Origin of the sequence: Bradyrhizobium embrapense, assembly GCF_001189235.2 — a bacterium.
Lineage (GTDB): Bacteria > Pseudomonadota > Alphaproteobacteria > Rhizobiales > Xanthobacteraceae > Bradyrhizobium > Bradyrhizobium embrapense.
This window is the reverse complement of the sequence record NZ_LFIP02000003.1, coordinates 629,299-647,775: the sequence shown is the minus strand read 5'-3', so window position 1 is coordinate 647,775 and position 18,477 is coordinate 629,299. Positions and strand designations below refer to the sequence as shown.

At 63.9% G+C, this 18,477-nt stretch carries 23 protein-coding genes; 9 read left to right on the top strand and 14 right to left on the bottom strand.

Going from position 1 to position 18,477, the window contains the following annotated elements:
- The first annotated feature begins 18 nt into the window (after nucleotides 1–18).
- The gene (locus AKN83_RS17060) at nucleotides 19–843 is read left to right on the top strand and encodes a quinoprotein dehydrogenase-associated SoxYZ-like carrier (RefSeq protein WP_050405236.1); all 825 of its coding nucleotides are present in this window, start codon (nucleotides 19–21) and stop codon (nucleotides 841–843) included.
- A gap of 24 nt (nucleotides 844–867) precedes the next feature.
- Here AKN83_RS17060 and AKN83_RS17055 read toward each other — a convergent pair whose 3' ends face one another.
- On the bottom strand, nucleotides 868–1,209 hold the full coding sequence (locus tag AKN83_RS17055; RefSeq protein WP_430641560.1) for a hypothetical protein: 342 nt from the start codon (nucleotides 1,207–1,209) through the stop codon (nucleotides 868–870).
- 149 nt (nucleotides 1,210–1,358) lie between these two features.
- Here AKN83_RS17055 and AKN83_RS17050 point away from each other — a divergent pair, with 149 nt between their 5' ends.
- The 4 genes from AKN83_RS17050 to AKN83_RS17035 are packed head-to-tail and all read left to right on the top strand — an operon-like array spanning nucleotide 1,359 to nucleotide 4,126.
- On the top strand, nucleotides 1,359–2,291 hold the full coding sequence (locus tag AKN83_RS17050; protein WP_172803577.1) for an ABC transporter substrate-binding protein: 933 nt from the start codon (nucleotides 1,359–1,361) through the stop codon (nucleotides 2,289–2,291).
- 2 nt (nucleotides 2,292–2,293) lie between these two features.
- Nucleotides 2,294–3,031, top strand: a complete 738-nt coding sequence (locus AKN83_RS17045; protein ID WP_050405233.1) for an ABC transporter permease — start codon at nucleotides 2,294–2,296, stop codon at nucleotides 3,029–3,031.
- Nucleotides 3,021–3,731 (top strand): ABC transporter ATP-binding protein, encoded by a 711-nt coding sequence (locus tag AKN83_RS17040; protein WP_050405232.1) that lies wholly within the window; start codon nucleotides 3,021–3,023, stop codon nucleotides 3,729–3,731. Before AKN83_RS17045 ends, AKN83_RS17040 begins: the two co-directional genes overlap by 11 nt.
- Nucleotides 3,732–3,772: 41 nt before the next feature.
- Nucleotides 3,773–4,126: a hypothetical protein gene (locus AKN83_RS17035; RefSeq protein WP_050405231.1), complete on the top strand. Its 354-nt coding sequence runs from the start codon at nucleotides 3,773–3,775 to the stop codon at nucleotides 4,124–4,126.
- 3 nt (nucleotides 4,127–4,129) lie between these two features.
- Here the strand turns inward: AKN83_RS17035 and AKN83_RS17030 are convergent, their stop codons facing one another.
- From AKN83_RS17030 to lanM, 4 genes are all read right to left on the bottom strand, one after another.
- Nucleotides 4,130–4,366, bottom strand: coding sequence for a hypothetical protein (locus tag AKN83_RS17030; protein WP_050405230.1), 237 nt, complete (start codon nucleotides 4,364–4,366; stop codon nucleotides 4,130–4,132).
- Between the two features lie 102 nt (nucleotides 4,367–4,468).
- The gene (locus AKN83_RS17025; protein WP_050405336.1) at nucleotides 4,469–5,317 is read right to left on the bottom strand and encodes a DUF6662 family protein; all 849 of its coding nucleotides are present in this window, start codon (nucleotides 5,315–5,317) and stop codon (nucleotides 4,469–4,471) included.
- Nucleotides 5,318–5,558: 241 nt separating this feature from the next.
- A complete protein-coding gene (gene pqqA / locus AKN83_RS17020; protein ID WP_009031067.1) occupies nucleotides 5,559–5,639 on the bottom strand; it encodes a pyrroloquinoline quinone precursor peptide PqqA in 81 nt (26 codons plus the stop codon).
- 340 nt (nucleotides 5,640–5,979) lie between these two features.
- On the bottom strand, nucleotides 5,980–6,378 hold the full coding sequence (gene lanM, locus AKN83_RS17015; protein ID WP_050405229.1) for a lanmodulin LanM: 399 nt from the start codon (nucleotides 6,376–6,378) through the stop codon (nucleotides 5,980–5,982).
- Between the two features lie 196 nt (nucleotides 6,379–6,574).
- Here lanM and AKN83_RS17010 point away from each other — a divergent pair, with 196 nt between their 5' ends.
- The 4 genes from AKN83_RS17010 (at nucleotide 6,575) to AKN83_RS16995 (ending at nucleotide 10,009) form a co-directional block, all read left to right on the top strand.
- Entirely contained in the window at nucleotides 6,575–6,820 is a 246-nt protein-coding gene (locus AKN83_RS17010) for a hypothetical protein (protein ID WP_244522003.1), read from the top strand.
- A gap of 228 nt (nucleotides 6,821–7,048) precedes the next feature.
- Nucleotides 7,049–8,713, top strand: coding sequence for a methanol/ethanol family PQQ-dependent dehydrogenase (locus tag AKN83_RS17005; protein WP_050405334.1), 1,665 nt, complete (start codon nucleotides 7,049–7,051; stop codon nucleotides 8,711–8,713).
- A gap of 70 nt (nucleotides 8,714–8,783) precedes the next feature.
- Nucleotides 8,784–9,077 carry a c-type cytochrome gene (locus AKN83_RS17000; protein WP_244522023.1) on the top strand — a complete coding sequence of 98 codons (294 nt, stop codon included), beginning with the start codon at nucleotides 8,784–8,786 and terminating at the stop codon, nucleotides 9,075–9,077.
- Complete coding sequence (locus tag AKN83_RS16995; protein ID WP_050405227.1) at nucleotides 9,074–10,009, top strand: substrate-binding periplasmic protein; 936 nt, start codon at nucleotides 9,074–9,076, stop codon at nucleotides 10,007–10,009. Before AKN83_RS17000 ends, AKN83_RS16995 begins: the two co-directional genes overlap by 4 nt.
- A gap of 16 nt (nucleotides 10,010–10,025) precedes the next feature.
- Here the strand turns inward: AKN83_RS16995 and AKN83_RS16990 are convergent, their stop codons facing one another.
- From AKN83_RS16990 to fliD, 9 genes are all read right to left on the bottom strand, one after another.
- Nucleotides 10,026–10,934, bottom strand: a complete 909-nt coding sequence (locus AKN83_RS16990; protein ID WP_050405226.1) for a flagellin — start codon at nucleotides 10,932–10,934, stop codon at nucleotides 10,026–10,028.
- Between the two features lie 16 nt (nucleotides 10,935–10,950).
- The gene (gene flgK, locus AKN83_RS16985) at nucleotides 10,951–12,723 is read right to left on the bottom strand and encodes a flagellar hook-associated protein FlgK (protein WP_050405225.1); all 1,773 of its coding nucleotides are present in this window, start codon (nucleotides 12,721–12,723) and stop codon (nucleotides 10,951–10,953) included.
- A gap of 27 nt (nucleotides 12,724–12,750) precedes the next feature.
- Entirely contained in the window at nucleotides 12,751–13,206 is a 456-nt protein-coding gene (locus tag AKN83_RS16980) for a hypothetical protein (protein ID WP_050405333.1), read from the bottom strand.
- Nucleotides 13,207–13,225: 19 nt separating this feature from the next.
- Entirely contained in the window at nucleotides 13,226–13,477 is a 252-nt protein-coding gene (locus AKN83_RS16975; RefSeq protein WP_063695419.1) for a hypothetical protein, read from the bottom strand.
- Nucleotides 13,477–14,748: a flagellar hook protein FlgE gene (flgE, locus tag AKN83_RS16970; RefSeq protein WP_050405223.1), complete on the bottom strand. Its 1,272-nt coding sequence runs from the start codon at nucleotides 14,746–14,748 to the stop codon at nucleotides 13,477–13,479. The genes AKN83_RS16975 and flgE overlap by 1 nt, the downstream gene beginning before the upstream one ends.
- A 19-nt stretch (nucleotides 14,749–14,767) precedes the next feature.
- Nucleotides 14,768–15,439: a flagellar hook assembly protein FlgD gene (locus tag AKN83_RS16965; RefSeq protein WP_050405222.1), complete on the bottom strand. Its 672-nt coding sequence runs from the start codon at nucleotides 15,437–15,439 to the stop codon at nucleotides 14,768–14,770.
- Nucleotides 15,440–15,664: 225 nt separating this feature from the next.
- The gene (locus AKN83_RS41870) at nucleotides 15,665–16,198 is read right to left on the bottom strand and encodes a hypothetical protein (protein ID WP_347336831.1); all 534 of its coding nucleotides are present in this window, start codon (nucleotides 16,196–16,198) and stop codon (nucleotides 15,665–15,667) included.
- A 94-nt stretch (nucleotides 16,199–16,292) separates the two neighbouring features.
- Nucleotides 16,293–16,736 (bottom strand): flagellar export chaperone FliS, encoded by a 444-nt coding sequence (locus tag AKN83_RS16955; protein ID WP_050405221.1) that lies wholly within the window; start codon nucleotides 16,734–16,736, stop codon nucleotides 16,293–16,295.
- Nucleotides 16,736–18,442 (bottom strand): flagellar filament capping protein FliD, encoded by a 1,707-nt coding sequence (gene fliD, locus AKN83_RS16950; RefSeq protein WP_050405220.1) that lies wholly within the window; start codon nucleotides 18,440–18,442, stop codon nucleotides 16,736–16,738. Before fliD ends, AKN83_RS16955 begins: the two co-directional genes overlap by 1 nt.
- Nucleotides 18,443–18,477 lie beyond the last annotated feature (35 nt).

The following is an 18,477-nucleotide window of genomic DNA, read 5'->3' as shown; positions in this document are numbered from 1 at the left end:
GCATAGGATCTCGCGAACATGACTGGACCTCGCGCCCGCCTGCTTTGCATCGCCAGCCTGCTCGCGATCGCGCTGGGGATACCGGCTGCGCCGGCAGCCGAGAGCTATGATCCCTGGCCGGGCCTCGTCCAGGACATCTTCAGCAATCGTCCAATGAATGACGGCAACGATGTCATCGGCATCGAGATGCCGGCGCGCGCGGAAGACGCGGCAATCGTTCCGGTGACGTTGCGCACCAAGCTGCAGCCAGGCGACAGCCGCCGCGTCGTCGCCATCACGCTTGTGATCGACGAGAACCCGGCGCCGATGGCCGCGAAGTTCACGCTGGGGCCGGACGCCAACGTCACCGAGATCTCGACCCGCGTCCGTGTCAACAACTACACCAATGTGCACGCCGTCGCAGAGCTCAGCGACGGCAAACTCTATGTCAGCAAGGTGTATGTGAAAGCATCCGGCGGCTGCTCCGCGCCGGCCGGCAAGAATGTCGAGGAAGCGAAGAACCGGCTCGGCCAGATGCGCTACCGGCAATTCGCGACGTCCGAACAGGGGCCGGCGACGAGCACGCGGGAGGCCCAGATCATGATCGGGCACCCGAACAATTCGGGCCTGCAGATGGACCAGGTCACGCAGCTCTATATCCCGGCCTTCTTCATCAATGAGCTGCACATCTGGCAGGACGACAGTCCGGTGCTCACGATGGAAGGCGGAATCTCGATTTCAGAGGACCCCAACATCCGCTTCACCTACGTTTCGAATGGGGCCAAGCACGTCCGCGCCGAGGCCAAGGACACTGACGGCCACGTCTTCGACCACGAATGGAAGGTCGAGAATCCCGGGACCTGACGCGTTCGCGCCGCACGATAGGGGTTAGAAGCACCTCACTTCGGCCTCGGCCTGCGCCCGTCTGAGGTCGCTGAGAGCGTTCGCCGCCTGCTCGGACGAGCGGAACTGGCCACCCAGATTGCCGCGCACCTGGGACATGCTCAGCACGGTTTCGGCGGTGACGTAGCGATCATAGGGGATGATCGAGGCGACCACGTCGATCGAGCAGGAACATTGTTCGATCGACTGGCGGGATTCGCCGTTGGCCTTCATGCAGCCGAATACATATTCAGCCCGCGCCGAGGTCGGATAGTCGTTGGTCTCCTGGGCCCGCACGCCGATGGCCGTCCCGCCAAGCACCAGGACGGCGACAATCGGTCGTAGCATGCCAGCTCCTGCCATGGTCGTGCTTCCTCTTCTCTTGCCGCAAGCTATGCTATGGGTGTTGATCAGAAAAGAAAACATTCGGGGAAGTGGCTCAACAAACGATGATCATCTCTGTACGCACGGTGTTGGCTGCGGCAATTCTGGCGGTCATGCAGTTCGGCACCTCGTGCAACGCGGAGACCATCCGCGTTGCAGCGCAGAAGACCGGAACGCTGGCTTGGGAACTGGCCGTCATCCGCTCCCATGGTCTCGACAAGAAGGCCAACCTGTCGATCGATATCGTCGAGCTGGCCAGCCCCGAGGCCGGCAAGATCGCGTTGCGCTCCGGCTCGGCCGACGTGATGGTGTCGGACTGGCCCTGGGTGTCGCGCGAACGTTCGCTCGGCGCCAGGCTGCAGTTCTATCCCTATTCGAGCGCGCTCGGCGCCGTGATGGTGCCGGCCGACTCGACGCTCAAGACGCTCGCCGATCTCAAGGGGCGCAAGCTTGCCGTTGCCGGCGGCGCGATCGACAAGAACTGGCTGCTGCTGCAGGCCGCATTGAAGCAGGACGGCGTCGACCTGAAGTCGCAGGCGACCATCGTCTACGGCGCGCCGCCGCTGCTCGCCGCCAAGGCCCTCGGCGGCGAGATGGACGCGACGCTCAACTACTGGAATTTCTGCGCTGCGCTGGAGGCCAAAGGCTTTCGCCGGCTCGCCGGCATGGAAGAGATCCTGCAAAAGCTCGGCAGCAAGGGCCGCATCGCGATGATCGGCTATGTGTTCGACGAGGCCTGGGCCAACGCCAACAAGGATCTGGTGGCCCGCTTCATCGCCGTGACGCGTGCCGCGAAGGAGATTCTGGCGACCTCGGATGCCGAATGGGACACGATCGCGCCGCTGACCGGCGCGCAGGATGCGGCAACGCTGCACGCCTATCGCGACCGCTACCGCGAGGGCATCCCGCGCCGTCCGATCCCCGACGAAGAGGCGGATGCGCGCTTACTCTACCGGGTGCTGGCCCAGCTCGGCGGCCGCGATCTCGTCGGCACCGCGACCGAGCTCGATCCCGGCACGTTCTATCAAGCGATCCCGGGAGACTAGCGGTGTTGCGCCTCCTGTCCTTCGTGCTGTTCATCGCGACCTGGTGGCTCGCCTCGCTCCTGATCGGCGATGCGAAGCTGCCGGCACCGCCGGCGGTGCTGTCGGTGCTCGTGGCCGAAGCGCGATCGGGTGCGCTGTTCGTCAATCTCGGCGCGACGCTGGCGCGCGTCGCGCTGGCCTTCACCCTCGCGATGGCGCTCGGCTCGGCGATCGGTTATCTGATGGGCCGCGTGTCGCTCGCCAACCGCCTTGGCGACCCCTGGCTGATCCTGCTGCTCAATCTGCCCGCGCTGGTCGTCATCGTGCTGGCCTATATCTGGGCCGGGCTGACCGAGGTCGCTGCGATCGCGGCCATCGCCATCAACAAGCTGCCGACCGCCGTCGTCACCTTGCGCGAGGGCGCCCGCGCGCTCGACCCTGCGCTCGACGAGATGGCAACCGCGTTTGCCTTGCCGCGCGGCCGCGCCTTCCGGCATGTGGTCCTGCCGCAGCTTGCGCCCTACATCGCGGCCGCCGCGCGCTCCGGGCTGTCGCTGGTCTGGAAGATCGTGCTGGTCGCCGAATATCTCGGCCGGCCCAACGGCGTCGGCTTCGAGATCGGCGTCGCCTTCCAGCTGTTCGACATCCCGCTGCTGCTCGCCTACTCGCTGAGCTTTGCCGGGGTCGTGCTCGTCATCGAGACCTTGATGGTGCAGCCGTTTGAAACCAGGCTAACGCGGTGGCGGCTCCGTGCAGCTTGAGGTCAAGATTACAGGAAAGAGCTTTGCAAGCGCGGCCGGAAAGCGGCACGACGTGCTCGACAACGTCACCTTCACGCTCAACGCCGGCGAGGTTGGCGTGCTGTTCGGTCCGTCGGGTTGCGGCAAGAGCACCCTGCTTAGGATCCTCGCCGGGCTCGATGGCAACTATCAGGGCCACGTCACACGCTCGCCCGGCATGCGCCTTGGCATGGTGTTCCAGGAGCCGCGGCTGTTGCCCTGGCGCACTGTGGAGGCGAATGTGCGGATCGCCGCACCTGACGCCGATGACGGCACGCTGTCGGCGCTGTTCGAGGTGCTCGACTTGAGCGCACATCGCAACCATTTTCCCGGCGAGTTGTCGCTCGGCCTGGCGCGCCGCGTCGCGCTCGCCCGCGCCTTTGCGATCGAGCCGGATTTCCTGATTCTCGACGAGCCGCTGGCCTCGCTCGACAATGCCCTCGCGGGACGGTTACGCGACCAGGTCGCCACGCTGGTCGCCAGCCGGAAGATGATGACGCTGCTGGTCACCCACGATCTCGACGACGCAGTCCGCCTCGGCGACCGACTTTTCTTCCTGTCGCCGCGACCGGCCCGAATCCTTCACGTCGAGACCATTGCCGTGCCGCGCGCAACGCGCAGCGAGCCGGAGATCGGCGAAATCAAGCGTCAGCTTTCACAGTTGGACCTTGCAAATATGTGAGACGCCGTCATCCTTGGACGAAAGCGTAAGGGAGAGGTTGGATGCCGCGTGCGTTGATTGCTGTTGGTGTTGCGTTGCTTGTGCTGCCGGCCACAGTGCTCGCCCAAAGCAAGGGCAAGGGCATTCGGTTGTGGAATCTGACCAGCGCCACGATTTCAAGCTTCGAGCTGTCGCCGGCGGGCAAGAACGAGTGGGGTCCGAACCAGACGCTCAACGACAAGGATAAGGAAGTCGACCACGACGAGCGCCTGCGCATCACCGGCGTAGAGCCCGGCCGCTACGATGCCAAGGTCGGCTACAGCGGCGCCCGGCAGTGCTTGGTTCGCGATATCGAGATCAAGGCCGACGCCGTGTTTTCGGTATCCGACAAGGACCTGAAGGATTGCAGCAAATAGCAGCTAGCCCACCGTCGGCTTGCCGTCCGAACCGGCGCGATCGTTGGCGTGCGGATATTCGCAGCGCCATCGCACCGCGGTCCATTTCGGATGCTCGCCGACCCATTGCGCGATGTAGGGCGGTGCGGCCATGGCGCATTGCTGCAGCGAACCGTTCCAGTTGAACACCAGATGCTGCTCCTCGCAGGTGGCCGGCGACAGCACGGCACATACGGTGACGATCAGATCAATCGGATTCATGCGCGATCCCTAAGCGTGCTCACGAAATAGATAACACGAGGAAATACGTAATCAGCCAGGCCTGAGTTTCACAGGCCCGTGAAAGGCGCTGGGAACCCGGCTCTAGAAATTCAGACCGTACACCAGCCGCGCCTGGTGGCGCTCGAAATTGACCAGGTCGACGGCGGCATTGCTGCCGGCCCGCTGCCCCCAGGCCTGCACGCTCCAGGTCGCAGTCAGGCGCGAACGCTCCGAGAGCTGGAAATAGGCGGTGGGACCGATGAACAGCGCCTGCCCGGACAGTTCATCCAGGCCGATCCCGTCATACTTCCTGAAATAGCGCGCTTCGCCCCCGATCAGGATATCCGGCCGCACCTTGGCCATCAGGCCAAACGCGATGCCGATCGTGGCATCCTGCTCTGCGGTGCCGGTGCGCGGCATCCGCGTCCATTCCGGCTCATAGCTGACGTTCAGGGCCGCCACAGCCAGATTCGGAATCACCTCGCGGTCGAACGCCACCGTGAGTTCGGTGCCGTAGCTGCGGACTGCCGCAGCCGTCGTTTCATCGACGCGGCCGGCGCGCGTCTCCAGCGCGACCGTCATGCCGAAGGGCGTCGCCTCACGATTGAGAAAGCGATAACGAAAATCGACCGACACGCTTTGCCACGACAACTGGCGGCGATCGTCAAAGCCCGGAACGCGATTGATATCGTAAGCGCCGAAGGACGTGCCGAGCTCGACACGAAAGTTCGGCGCCGGAACGAGCTCGAGCTCCATCTCCTGATTGAGCGCACGATAGCGGCCGCCGTCCTTGGCGAAGCGTCCGGTGGTCTGGCTCTGAAATTCCCGCTCGCCGACGTCGCCCACATCGGAGCCGATCATGAAGCCGAAGATGTGCTCGGTATCAAAGCCCTCGGCGTAGGCGCCGAGCGGCAGCACGGCCGCGACGCCGGCAATCGCCGCGCCCAGCACGCCCACCCAACGCCCTCGCCTGATTTCGAAACTCATCGTCCCCGGACCACCGCCTTAAGCCGCACTGTAGGCCAAAGCAGGACGGCCCGCCAATCGTGCCGGTGGTCTCGATCTCAACCTGTCGTGGGAGGGACCTGCGGGAAATTCGCGCGGCAGCATCGCGGCCGCGAAGACGCCTGCCGCGGCTCGATGCAGCAAGCTGCTCGGGCCGGGCAGGCTGCCTCGCGTTACTTGTCTCGGATTACTTGCGCGCTGCGCAGGCGTACATGTTGATTTCCATGCCGACCGGCACTTCGACGATCTTCGGTGTTTTCCAGGCCATTTCCTTCTCCCAAGTATAAGTTGGCGCAAGCGTCGCGCCGCGCGGCAAGCTAGGGCTGGCTGTTCCAGGCTGCAAGCCGGCCGGGTAAGGACCGACTTCGCTGCTGGACATGCCGAAACGGACGACGGCTCGCTGACGTCCGCCCGGCTTTGATACGACTGGGAAACCCCGACACTGTTCTGTCAGGCATTTTCCGCCTGCCGGGCGGCGACGCACCGATAAGCAGACCCGATCGCGCCGGCGGCGTCTTGCCCAAGAGCGAAATCGCAACTTTTTTTGTTGTGCGCGGAATCCGGCGCCCGTCGCCGGAGTCCGCGCAGCACAGCCCACAGGCACGGACCTATTTGAGCAGGCGCAGCAGCGCCCGGCCGGCGCGCGACTTCAACTCCTTCGCATCCAGCGTCCCGTCATTGTCGGGATCGGCGGCCTTGAACCGCTGCTCGACCACCGCGAGATATTCGTCGAGCGTCAGGGTGCCGTCGTGATCCGGATCCGCCATCTTGAGCTCTTTCGCAGTCAGCCGTCCGCGCAGTTCGCGCACATCGAGCGTGCCGTCGTGATCGGGATCGAGCTTCGCGAACAGATCGGCGGCAGCTTTCTTGGCCTCGGCAAGGTCGACCGTGCCGTCATTGTCGGGATCGAGCATCTTGAGCGCGCCGCGTCCGCCCGATGCCGCCAAGGCGGGACCTGACAGGACGGCCATGGCCAAGGTCAAGGCAAGCGAGCGGCGCGAAATCATCACTGGTCTCCCTTCAGTGCGGCTCCGCCGAGGTTACGGAGCAGGTCCTTCGAAGCCCACCATAGCAGCTTCGGCGCAGTTCCTACAGTTGGTCTGAGCGGCGATCGCCTGTCGGGTTTCGGGTGGAAACGGATGGCCTCACGGATCATCTGTGGCGCCGTGCCGATCGCAATGCACCAGAACGCGCGAGGTGACCATGAGCCATGTTTGCAGGACCACGTTGGGCTGCCTCGTTGCGCTCGGTCTGACCGCGCCCGTGTCCGCGCAGGACCGGGCCCCCGCCCCATCGGCGGAGGTTACCCAGCAGCGCACGCTCACCGGCAAGGAGCGGCTCGGACGCAAATGGACCGATGAGCAGCGCATCGACAATTGCAACGTGCCGCCGGACAAGCGGGGCACCAGGCCACGTCCGAGTGCCTGTCCGCGCGCGCCATCGAGCTGATCGAACCGTTCGCGCTGCGGCATAGCGGCGGGTCGCCCATGGCGTTGCGTATGCCACGCGACGGTAAGCTACGGACGCATCAGCGAAAACCTGAGGCTTTCGACCGGCCTCTCGAGGCCGATGGGGTTCGTTCACGTTTTCGTATTGACCCGTTTTGGTTTCAGGGGGATGGTTCCGTCCGCAACGTCAGGAATAGGCGTGCGGAAAAAGGTTCATTGGGAGGATATGATGAGACGCATTGCGCTGGCCGCAAGCCTCGTGATTCTTGCATCGTATGGTGCAAGCGCTCAGACCAACGAGCAGTTGGTCAAGGGTGCGACCGATACATCGAACGTTCTCAATTATGGAATGGGTTACAACCTTCAGCGCTTTTCGACGCTGAACCAGATCAACAAGGACACCGTCAAGAATCTGGTCCCGGTCTGGAATTACAGCTTGAACGACGACCGCAGCGAGGAATCGCAGCCGCTCGTCTACCAGGGCGTCCTTTACGTCACCACGCACAACGCCACGATTGCGATCGACGCCAAGACCGGCAAGCAGATCTGGAAGACGAAGGTCGAGTATCCCGCCGAGACGCCGCGTATCGTCTGCTGCGGCATCATCAATCGCGGCGCGGCCTTGTATGACGGCAAGCTGTTCCGCACCACCCTCGATGCCAATGTGATCGCGCTCGATGCCAAGACCGGCAAGGAGCTGTGGCGCGAAAAGGCTGCGGACATCAAGGAAGGCTACTCGATGACGGTGGCGCCTCTGGTCGCCGACGGCGTGGTGATCACCGGCATCTCCGGCGCCGAATTCGGCACCCGCGGCTTCATCGACGGCTGGGATCCGGCAACCGGCAAGAAGCTCTGGCGTACCTACTCGATCCCCACTCCCGACGAGCCCGGTGGCGACACCTGGAAGGGCGACACCTGGAAACTGGGCGGCGGATCGACCTGGATCACCGGCTCCTACGATGCCGAACTGAACACCGTGTATTGGGGCATCGGCAATCCCGGACCGTTCAACTCGGCGGTGCGTCCTGGCGACAACCTCTACACCTGCTCGGTTCTCGCGCTCGATCCGAAGACCGGGAAGATCAAATGGCACTACCAGTTCTCGCCGAACAATCCGTTCGACTATGACTCGGTGGCCGAGATGGTGCTCGCCGACATGAATGTCGAGGGCAAGCCGACCAAGGTGCTGATGGACGCCAACCGAAACGGCTTCTTCTACGTGCTCGACCGCACCAACGGCAAGCTGCTCGCGGCCAATCCCTATGTCAACGTCAACTGGGCCACCGGAGTGGACCTGAAGACCGGACGCCCGATCGAGACCGACGTTGCCAAGGATGCGCGTGACGGCAAGAAGGTTACGGTCTACCCGTCGATCCTCGGCGGCAAGAACTGGGAGCCGATGTCGTTCAATCCGCAGACCGGCCTCGCCTACGCCAACACGCTCGCCTTCGGCGGCAAGTACAAGGCCGAACCGGTGACGTTCAAGCAGGGCGAGTGGTATCTCGGCATGGACCTCACCGATCCCTGGGAATGGGGCACCGGACCGCGCGGCCATCTCAAGGCGATCGATCCGATGACTGGCAAGGCGAAGTGGGAAGCGCCGAGCGATATTCCGCGCTTCTCCGGCGTGCTCTCCACGGCCGGCGGCGTGGTGTTCTCCGGTCAGTTGACCGGCGAGTTCGAGGCGTTCGACGCCGACAACGGCAAGAAGCTCTGGCAGTTCCAGACCGGCTCGGGCATCGAAGGACAACCGGTAACCTGGCAGCAGGACGGCGTGCAATATGTTGCCGTCACCTCGGGCTATGGCGGCGTCTATTCGCTGTTCTCGGGCGACGAGCGGCTCGCCAAGGTCCCACCCGGCGGCTCGCTGTGGGTGTTCGCGGTCAAGAACTGAGCGCGGAGCACACGTGACTGAACGAGTAACCCTGTTGACGGCGGCGATCTTCGCCGCCGTCGCGGCAACCTTGATCACGTTGATCCCGGCAGCCGCACAGCAAGCCAGTGCAATCGACCTTGAGGGTCAGACCGACCAGGGCAAGGTCACCTACGCCAAGAACTGCTCGCATTGCCATGGGCCCAACATGGTCAACTCCGGCACCATCACGCCGGACCTGCGCGCGTTTCCCGGCGACAAGACCCGCTTCGTGACCACCGTGAAGCAAGGCAAGAACGGCAAGATGCCACCCTGGGCCGACATCCTGAGCGAGCAGGAGATCGCCGACGTCTGGGCCTTCCTGTCGAGCCGGAGGAGCCAATGAGAGCCCTGGTAGCGGGCGCGGCGACGGCTTGGCTTCTCGCCATTGCGGCGGCGCAGGCCGCCGACGCGCCGCTCAAAGTATGCCTCGATGAGGATCTGCCCCCGTTGTCGGCGCATCTTCGCGGCAAGCCGGATGCCGGCTTCGATGTCGCGCTCGCGCAAGTGATCGCCGAGCGGCTCGGGCGGCCGCTCAAGATCCAATGGTTCGAGAGCAAGCTCGACGAGGATTCGAGCCCCGCGCTGGAAGCCAACGCGCTGCTGTCGGACGGACGGTGCGCGCTGGTCGGCGGATACGCGCTCACCTCGGACTCCCTGAAGGCCCCGGGCGTCGCGACGGCCAAGCTGCCGGACTTCGACGGTGCCACCCGCGACGACCGCCGCCGGCGGATCCCGATCGGGGTGCTGGCGCCAAGCCAGCCCTATATCTATTCGCCGATGACCGTCGTGCTCGGCCCCAAGGCCAAGGAGCGCCTCAAGGACCGCAAGATCGCCGACATCGGCGATCTCGCCGGCCTGCGCCTCGCGATCGAAAGCGGCACGCTGGGCGACGCCATCCTGATGACCTTCGACAAGGGAAAGCTGATCGAAGACATCACCCACCTCGTCCCCGGGCGCAGCGACCTGTTGGGAGAGCTGGAGCGCGGTGAATTCGACGCCACCCTGCTCGACCTGCGCCGGTTCGACGCCTACCGCGCTGCTCATCCCGACACCAGGATCACCGCCTCCGGCTATTACTATCCGATCGGCGCCAACCGCGGTTACGTCGCGCTCGAGACCGACAAGGCACTCCTGGAGGCCGTCAACAAGGTGCTGTCCGACCTGCAGGCCAAAGGCGCCATCGCCGAGCTTGGCAAGGCCGCAGGCCTCACCTGGCTCGCTCCGCGCGAGCCGATCATCCTCGGCGATGTCTGGCTGAAGATCCTGAACCGATGACGCCGGCGACGGCCTGCTATCGCAGGTAGCTCGCCAGGTTCATGCTCTGGATCTTGGCGATCGCCGAATAGGACGCCGTCAGCTGCGCCTGATAGGTCGAGAGCTGCGCCGTCACCGCCGCGACGTCGACGCCGGTCAGGTTGGTCGACAGGGTCTTGGCGAAATTCTGGTAGTCGCTCTGGTCCGTGCTGGCGGTCTCGATCTGCGATGCCGCGGTCGAGAGCTTTGCCTGCACCGTCGACGTTGCATCCAGCGCAGTGCTGGCGAGGTTGAGCGCCTGCGAGATAACGCTCGACGACAACGTCGTGCTGTTGCCGACGTATTTCAGCAGCCGCAGGACCTGCTCGAAGGCAGGATTGTCGGCGGTGACTCCGTAAGAAACCGACTGGCTATCCGAAACACGTACCGACGCGATCTCGCTGTCGCCCTTGTAGTAGCTGGTGTCCGATGTCGTCAGCGAGCCCGTGCCGGTGTCGTAGCTCGACAGATCAACGGGCGCGGTGTCGGTGCGGGCGCCGCTGAAGACATATTCGCCGTCATACTGAGTATTGAGCAGCCCCTGCATCTGCGAGATCGCCTGCTGGGCATAGTTGATCACCGATGCCGTCGCCGTGCTGCTGCCGGTCGTGGCGGCGCTGAGCTGGGTCCGCAGCTGCGTGATGATATCGGTCACCGAACCAACCGCCGAATACATCGCCTGCACCTTGTTGTCGGCGAGATTGCCGGCATCGATATAGGACTGGGCGCGCGTTACCGAGACCTGCAGATTGATCACGCGCCCGGCGCCGGAACCGTAGCCGCCGAAATCCTCGGATTGCAGCCCGGAGGACTCCTGGACCTGCTCGTTGGCCATCACCGACTGCACGCGCAACGCGCTTGATATCATCTGCTCCGATTGCGCGAAGGTGGCAACACGCATCATCATGACAACGCCCTCACACTCAGGCTGTGCCCATCGCGGTCATCAGCGCCGAGAACATGGAATTGATGGTCGTAATGATCTGGGATGCGGCAGCGTACTTGTTCTGCAACGCACTCAGATTCGCGCTTTCATGGTCGATGTTGACGCCCGACTGCGACGACAGCGAATTCGCATAGGTCGACTGTGCGGTTTGCTTGGACGTGTAGGTTGCCGATGCCTGGCTGGCCTTGCCGGCGACGTTGGCAACGATCGCTGCCGCATAGTCGGTGAAGGAGCCGGTCGTGGCGCCGAGACCACCCGCCATCGCGAAGCTGGTCGACCCCGCCAGCGCGCTCGACAGCGCGTTCACCACCGTCGCCGAGCCCGCCGACAGCACCGAATTTCCGACCGTGAGCGTGGATGACGCATCGAGCGTCGCCGTCGGCAGGGCCGCGGTGCCGCTGAGGATGTCGCTGCGCACCCCGATGTTGGACGCGCTGGTCCCCGTGATCAGGTCATTGAGCCCGAAATACCGGGAAAATCCCTCACCGCCGACCGAACTCGTCATCTGGTTGATGGCAATGCCATTGCCGGACCCGGTCGCCGAGATCGACAAATGTCCGTTGCCATCGACCGATGCCGACACGCCCGGGATGGTGTTGATCTTGGCGGCAAGAGCCCCCACCGTCGAATATGCCGATAGGTCTATATCCTGATACGATACGAGATTGCCGCTCTTGTCGGCGACTGCGATACGTACCGTGCCGGTGCCCGCGAACGATGTCGAATTGCTGACAGTCGCCGTACCGGACAGACTTGTCGGCGGCGGCACCGATGAGCCCTGGTTCGATACAGCATTCACGCTCGAGGCCAGCTGCTGAGCAAGCTCGTCAAGCTGCGACTGCGCGGCCGGCAAGGTCTGGTCGCGCAGGGTGATCAGGGCGCTGACCCTGCCGGAGGAGATCTGCGAGGTGATGTCGACCCCGTTGACCGTGATGCCGCTGAAGCCGCTCGTCGCCGATCCCGCGACATACGTCGTCGACGCCGTGACGCCGGGCGCCGCCGTATAGCCCAGCGGGTGCGCCGTACTGTCGACCAGCGCTTGCCCGGAACCGGTATAGACCTGCAGATCTCCGCTCGAATTGGTGAAATAACTCACATTCATCTGCGACGCGAGGTCCTGCAGCGCGCTGTTGCGCTGATCCTCGAGATCGGCGGTCGACTGGCCGGCGGCGGCTTCCTGCTTGATCTGCTTGTTGAGGTCGGAGATCTGCTGCAGGTCGGAATTGATGTCGGTGACCGACGAAGCGATATCCTGATCGGCATTGGAGCGCAGTTTCTGGATGCCGCTCGAGGTCTGCTGCAGTTGATTGGTGACCGCAGCGAGCGCGCTCACGGCGTTCGATTGCAGCGACGCGCTGCTCGGCGTGCTGGCGAGCGAGGACAACGCCGACTCGAATGCAGCGATCGTGTTGGCCAGCGACGTGCCCGTCGTGGAACTGTCGCCGCTCGACGTGCTGCCGTAGAGCTGCTGGAGCTCGGTCAGATAGCTGTTGTTGGTGTCGGCGGCGCCGAGATCGGAATCGGCCCCGACCAGCGACTTCAGGAGCAGCTTGTCGACCGCGCTGGTGATCCCCGAGATCGTGACGCCGGTGCCGACGCCAGAGGTGACGCTGCTGCTCTGATTTGCGGTCTTCTCGGTGTAGCCCTTCGTGTCGGCATTGGAGATATTGGCCGACGCCACGCTGATCTGCACCTGCGTGGCAGACAGGCCGCTGAATGCGATGCTTCGTGCGATGTCGAGCGACGACACGGCCAGCTCCCTCCAGCGATGGCCCGTTCAGGCCCGCACGTTGGTGCCATAGGACATCGCGGATGTGACTCTGCGGCCGCCAGCCCCATAGGGCGATACGTTGGCGATCTGCTCGCGGATCGCCTGCATGATCGCCTCGATCCTGCGGTTGCTGGCGTCGATCGCCGCGCGCAGCCGCATCACGTTCTCGTCCATCGCGACCCGCAGCTTCAGGATCCGGTCCATCAGCTGCTCGCGCAGGGCGCGATCCTGGACGTTGAGATTGGCGGTCTTGCCGACGGCCTCCGCCACGCACTGCTCGAACAGCGTGGCGAGGCGGTTCTTCTCGTCGACCTGTTTCAGCCGGGAGGCCGGCAGGCCCTTCGCGAGCTCGACGTTCTCCTCGTTCACGATCTCGATCAGATTGTCGATCAGTGCGATCAACGACCTGGCGCGCTCGTCATTGCCCGCGGGATTGATCTTGATGTTGCGTTCCGGTGTCATGTCATCGCTCCCGTTCAAGCTAGTGTCCGCGGCGCAGGGCGCGAACCGATTGCGCACTGCGCCCATACGCGGTGATTGCCGTTACCCGGACCGAGGCCCGGTTGAGTTCCTGGTCGATCCGCGCGCATTCGCGCATCAGCAGGTCACGCAATGTGCCGACGTCGTCGAGCAACGCGGTGAGTTGCGCCCGATCGTTCGACTGAACCGAGGCAGCCTTCGCCTTCAGCCGCTGAAGCCTGACCAGCAAGCGGTCATTCTTTGCTGCGGTCATCATCGCGACACCGCCGAAATCAGCGTGTCGAACATCTTGTTGACGGTGGTGATGACCTGCGACGCCGCCGAATAGGCCTGCTGCGCCGAGATCATGTTGGAAAACTGCCCGCTGGTATCGGTGGTGCTCGATTCCAGTTCGCCGCCGTAGACCGTGCCGGCCCCGTTGGTCCCCGAGGTCTGCAACGTGGCGTTGCCGGATGCTGCCGTCGCGGAATACATGCCGTCGCTGGCCGCGTTCAGCCCGTTGGGGTCGCTGAAGGTCGCAACCGCGATCTTGTAGATCGCGATCGTCTGCCCGTTGGAATAGGTCGCGTCGACGACGCCGCCTTTTCCGATCGCGATGCTGCTCAGCTTGCCGTAGGGTAGACCGTCGGCCGTAATGCCGGTCAGGTCGACTGCCGGGGTCGTCTCACCCGAGGCGTACTGGGTCAGGCCGTCAGTCTTGCCGACGGTACCGAGATTGAGCGCGATGCTGCTGTTGGCGGCCCCGTCGGTCCAGCCCGTCACCGAGATCGCCGGCGGGCTTGGATTGGTCGAAGCGAGCGAACCATCACTATTAAAGGTGATGGCCACTGTGCCGCTGCTCGTGGTTCCCGTCGTCGTGCTCGAATTCGAGGCAAGCGTTGGATTTCCAAAGCTTGCGGTCCAGGCGTTGGCGCCGGTCTTGGTCCAGGTGATCTGGATCGAATTCGCCGTTCCGAGCGAGTCGTAGGCCGTCATGGAGCTGGTGAAGGTGGCGCCGGTCGCCGCATCCGACGGCAGGTTCGCTGCGATCGTCGCCTTGGTCGTAGCACTGCCGCTGGTGGCGGCGACCTGCGTGTTGATCGGCCCAAGACTCGCGGCCGACGCATTGCCGAGGATGTTGCCTTGAGCGTCGGTGCGCCAGCCTTCGAGATAGTTGCCGTTGTTGACGAGATAGCCTGCGTTGTCGGTGGTGAACGCACCGTTACGCGTATAGGAGGTGGTGCCGCCCGCCGTCGCATTGGTGGTGACGAAGAAGCCGCTGCCCTGGATCGCGACGTCGGTCGCGTTGGTGGTCGCGGCCAGCAATCCCTGCTGGCTGATGTTGGCGCGGCCCGACACGTTGACGCCGCCGGACGTGTACGAGGTGGCGCTGCTCGACGCCGTCACCAGATCTTCGAACATCGCCGACGTGGTCTTGTAGCCCGTGGTATCGGCGTTCGAGATGTTGTCGGAAATCATTGCCAGCGACTGGCTCTGCGAATTGAGCGCCGAGATCGCCGAGGAAAGTGCACCAGTGAGACTCATGATAATACTCCGGAGGCAATCAGGACGTGACGCCGATGATGTTGGCCGCGCTGACGGGAACACCATTCACGAGCAGCGAGGGCGTCGAGCCGGAGGCATCGATCCCGGTCACCGTTCCCGTCATCGTGGTGTAGCTGAGCAGCGAGTTTCCGGCGGAGTCGGTCGCGGTCACCTTGATCGTGTACTGGCCGCCATTGCCGAGCTGGGCGCCGCTCGTGGTCTGGCCGTTCCAGGTGAAAGTGTTCGAGCCCGCCGTTCCGGTCCCCTTGCCGCTCCACACCGTGTTGCCGGAGGAGTCCTGGATCGCGATTGCGACGTTGGAGGCAGCCGACGTGAGCGAGTAGCCGAAGGTCGCGGAGCCGTTGGTCAGCTTCGCCGTGTCGGTCTTCGCCTCGACGGTGTGGCCGATATAGTTGACCGAGTTGAGCGTCACGAGGCTCGAGAACGAGCTCGCGAGCGACGTCATGCTGGCGTTGGTCGACTGCTGCTCGGTGAAGTTGGCGTAGGAGGTGAGCTGATTAATGAAGTCGGTCGTGCTGGTGGCGTTCAGCGGGTCCTGGTTTTGCAGTTCGCTGACGAGCAGATTGAGGAAATCGGTCGAGCTCATCCCCATCGACGCGCTGCTTGACGAACTCGACGACGAGTTCGAGGCGGCGGAGGCAGCAGCAGAGGTTGCCGAAGAAACAGTCATGACAAGGCTCTCTTCGTCGCGGGTTAGGGCGACGGAACGCGGTGAAACGTTGGAATCGTGAAGTCGTTCGCAGATAAAACGGATGACGCGGCGATTTCAGGCGCGGATTCATCCGCGCGGAATCATTTGATTAATCGGCAGATTTTGCCGATCGGCCGCCCCGCGCAGCACGCAAGCGCGCCCGCCGCGGCGGGGCGCGGTGCGCTGCAAAGCAATGGGAAGAGCTTACAGCGAGAGCCTGATTGGCAGATCGGGCTCGCCGAGCATCAGTGCCGGCGGCGCCAGCGCGGGCAGCAGGCAGAGGGCCAGCAACAGCGCAGGCAGCACCTTGCCTTGCTGCGCGGAATCGCCTTGAGCCTGCGCGTCGTTCGGCTCCTCCTCGGGCGCGGTTGGCTCCGAGGCCGGTTCTTGGGATAGTTCTTGGGCCAGTTCCTGCTGCGGCAGTTTCGCCGCCGCGGTCACGATGCGGTCGACCAAGCCCTTGGGCGCGCGAACCGGCGGCGCCGTGAGCGCCCGGCGGACCGCGCTTGCCTGCTCATAAAGCGACCGCGCCTCGGCCGAGGATGCGAGCAGCTGGACGGCAGCAAGACGTTGATCATCGGGCCAGCGGGACAGATCCTCCCCCAGCCGGTCGATCAGGTCTTCGAATGTCGCAACGTCCATCCCGTGCGCAGATCCAGCCTCGTCGCCAAGGCTGTCATAAAGCATTCGCGGAACGGCGGAAATCAATTTCCGCCGCCGGTGCGTCAGGTCCAGCATGGTGCTCACCGAGCGGCCTTTTTTCCCCAACAGGACATCCGCCCGAGCGCCCTGCCCGTCCCGGCGAAACGGGTTCGCCGGCCGATTCGCCCGCTCAGCGGCCGGCGGCTGATTCGAGCGTCTTGTCGAGCGTCTTGGCCTTGCCGGCCTTGCCGGCGGTCGCCTCGACGAACTTCCAAGCGTCGCGCAGTTCCGTCAGGCTGGCAATGATGCGCCGGAAATTCTCCCGGGCGTGCGGCCGGCCGTAGGAGCGCAGGCAGGCCATGATCAGGGCGTTGTAGGTCCGGAACAGGCGATCGGCCATCGCGCCCCCGCGCGTGACATCGAGATGGTGGCTCAGTCCGCGCAGGATCGCGGTCGCCCGCGTCAGATAGGTATGCCCTTCCTCGAAGCGCTTCGCCTCGTGCGCATCCAGCGCCTTCTGCAGCAACGTGATGGCGCCGTCGTACAGCATCACCACCGCCTTCAGCGGCGGAACCGCCACCGCGGCGGATCGATAGGCATTGTGCGCAAGGTAGGCCGTGGCATTCTGGGTCATTATTTACTCGATGATGCGTTCAGGAGAGCACTCAGGTAGCCCAGCGTGTTGTTCGCGCTTTCGATGGCGGCCTGATAATTGGCGTATTGAAGCTGCAGCTGCGCCTTGAACGTCGCGGCATTGCTCTGGATATCACTGACCTGGGACTGCAGGTCGGTATCGCGCGATTGCAGGTTGGTGATCATGGTCTGTAGCTGACCGCTGGTCCCGGAGTTGGTTTGCGCGAGCTGATAAAGTTGCGCCGCAAGCCCGGACGATGACGTGACGGTGATCGATTGCGAGGTCGAGCCGGTGTAGGTGAATGCCATGCCGGCGTAGATCGTGCCCGAATTGCCGATGATGGAGTCGCCGACCACCGAAAAGCCGGAACTGTCGCCGCCGACCGAGGCGCCGGTCAGCGTGCCGGTCGAATCCACCGTCACATCGAGCGTGAACGATTGCGGCGACGTGCCGGTGTTGACGACGTTGAGCTGGCTGGACGAGGTCGTCGTCTGCGCGGACAGCAGCTTGGTGACGCCGGCCAGGTTTTGCGTCAGCACGGTCGACAGCGTACCGGTATCGAGCTGCAGCTCGTTGTTCTGGTTGAACGACAGGCCGAGGTCGGCCATCGTCATGCTGCCGACGGAGCCGCTGAGCACCTGCTGAAGCTGCGTCATGATATCGCGCATCGTGCTGTCGCCGAACAGCACCGCGCTCGATGAGGCCGTGCCGTCGGAGTTCTGCGCCGACTGCGCGATCACCTGGTCGCGAAACGCATTGTAGTTGGTGACGAAGGTCTGCAGCGCCGACGTGATCTGGCTGGTGTCGGTCGAGATGCTGATGTTCAGGCTGGTGCCGCTCGGCGTCGGCTGCAGCAGGTCGAACGTGACGCCCGAGAGCACGTCGGAAATATCGTTGGTGCTGCGCGTGAGCGCGATGCCGTCGAGGGTGAATTCGGCGGATTGCGCCTTCTGCAACACGTCGGTGAAAGCCCCCGTTGTGTCGGTGACGCCGAGCTTGTTCAGGATGTCATCGCCGGATGTCGACGAATAGGTGATGTTTGCGGCGTCCTCGGTCCCCGTCAGCACCATCTCATAGGACCCGCTCGACACCTGGACGATGGAAGCCTGGACGTTGGTGCTCGAGGTCTGGGCGTTGATGGTGTCGACGATATCCTGCATCGACATGCCGCTGGTGATCGAGATCGCCGTGCTGCTGCCGCCGGCGAGGCCGAGCGAAAACGTGCCGGAGAGGCCGAGCGCCGTCGAGGTGCTCGACTGCGAGGAACCGATCACCTTCTGCGCGGTTGCGAGCTGGGTGATCTGGAGCGTGTGATTGCCGGTCGCCGAACCGCTGTTGACGCTCATCGACAGCGCCGAGGAGGCACTGACGTCGCCGGTGGACGAAATCGTCGCCGAGCGTGTGGCGAACACGTTGGTGGCGATCGAGTTGATGATCGACGTGCTGAGCGACGACAAGCCGGTTGCCAGTGTCGACAGCTCGGTCTGCAAGGATTGGTAGGCCGTGACCTTGGCCTGGTTCGCGGTAATCTTGGTGGTGATCGTGGTCGCCGCCGCGAGCTTGGCATTGACTTCGGCATCGATCAGGGCGGTCCAGTCGATACTGGCCGAATTGGTCGTGCCGGTCGTGGTCACCGTGCTGGCAGAGCTGGCGGAACTCGACGATGTCGTAGCTGATGTGCTCGAGGTGGCGCTGCTAACCGTCATGTCGACACCTCCGCCGTCGTGAGGATCGGGCCGGC

Bases quoted from the DNA above. Each gene is read 5' to 3' on its own strand.
- AKN83_RS16980 (WP_050405333.1), bottom strand. From the start codon at position 13,206: ATGACACCGGAACGCAACATCAAGATCAATCCCGCGGGCAATGACGAG.
- AKN83_RS17050 (WP_172803577.1), top strand. From the start codon at position 1,359: ATGCAGTTCGGCACCTCGTGCAACGCGGAGACCATCCGCGTTGCAGCG.
- AKN83_RS17060 (WP_050405236.1), top strand. From the start codon at position 19: ATGACTGGACCTCGCGCCCGCCTGCTTTGCATCGCCAGCCTGCTCGCG.
- AKN83_RS17055 (WP_430641560.1), bottom strand. From the start codon at position 1,209: ATGCTACGACCGATTGTCGCCGTCCTGGTGCTTGGCGGGACGGCCATC.
- pqqA (WP_009031067.1), bottom strand. From the start codon at position 5,639: ATGGCCTGGAAAACACCGAAGATCGTCGAAGTGCCGGTCGGCATGGAA.
- lanM (WP_050405229.1), bottom strand. From the start codon at position 6,378: ATGATTTCGCGCCGCTCGCTTGCCTTGACCTTGGCCATGGCCGTCCTG.
- fliD (WP_050405220.1), bottom strand. From the start codon at position 18,442: ATGACGGTTAGCAGCGCCACCTCGAGCACATCAGCTACGACATCGTCG.
- AKN83_RS17035 (WP_050405231.1), top strand. From the start codon at position 3,773: ATGCCGCGTGCGTTGATTGCTGTTGGTGTTGCGTTGCTTGTGCTGCCG.
- AKN83_RS16975 (WP_063695419.1), bottom strand. From the start codon at position 13,477: ATGACCGCAGCAAAGAATGACCGCTTGCTGGTCAGGCTTCAGCGGCTG.
- AKN83_RS16965 (WP_050405222.1), bottom strand. From the start codon at position 15,439: ATGACTGTTTCTTCGGCAACCTCTGCTGCTGCCTCCGCCGCCTCGAAC.
- AKN83_RS17005 (WP_050405334.1), top strand. From the start codon at position 7,049: ATGAGACGCATTGCGCTGGCCGCAAGCCTCGTGATTCTTGCATCGTAT.
- AKN83_RS16990 (WP_050405226.1), bottom strand. From the start codon at position 10,934: ATGATGATGCGTGTTGCCACCTTCGCGCAATCGGAGCAGATGATATCA.
- AKN83_RS16955 (WP_050405221.1), bottom strand. From the start codon at position 16,736: ATGACCCAGAATGCCACGGCCTACCTTGCGCACAATGCCTATCGATCC.
- AKN83_RS17030 (WP_050405230.1), bottom strand. From the start codon at position 4,366: ATGAATCCGATTGATCTGATCGTCACCGTATGTGCCGTGCTGTCGCCG.
- AKN83_RS17010 (WP_244522003.1), top strand. From the start codon at position 6,575: ATGAGCCATGTTTGCAGGACCACGTTGGGCTGCCTCGTTGCGCTCGGT.
- AKN83_RS16995 (WP_050405227.1), top strand. From the start codon at position 9,074: ATGAGAGCCCTGGTAGCGGGCGCGGCGACGGCTTGGCTTCTCGCCATT.
- flgE (WP_050405223.1), bottom strand. From the start codon at position 14,748: ATGAGTCTCACTGGTGCACTTTCCTCGGCGATCTCGGCGCTCAATTCG.
- AKN83_RS41870 (WP_347336831.1), bottom strand. From the start codon at position 16,198: ATGCTGGACCTGACGCACCGGCGGCGGAAATTGATTTCCGCCGTTCCG.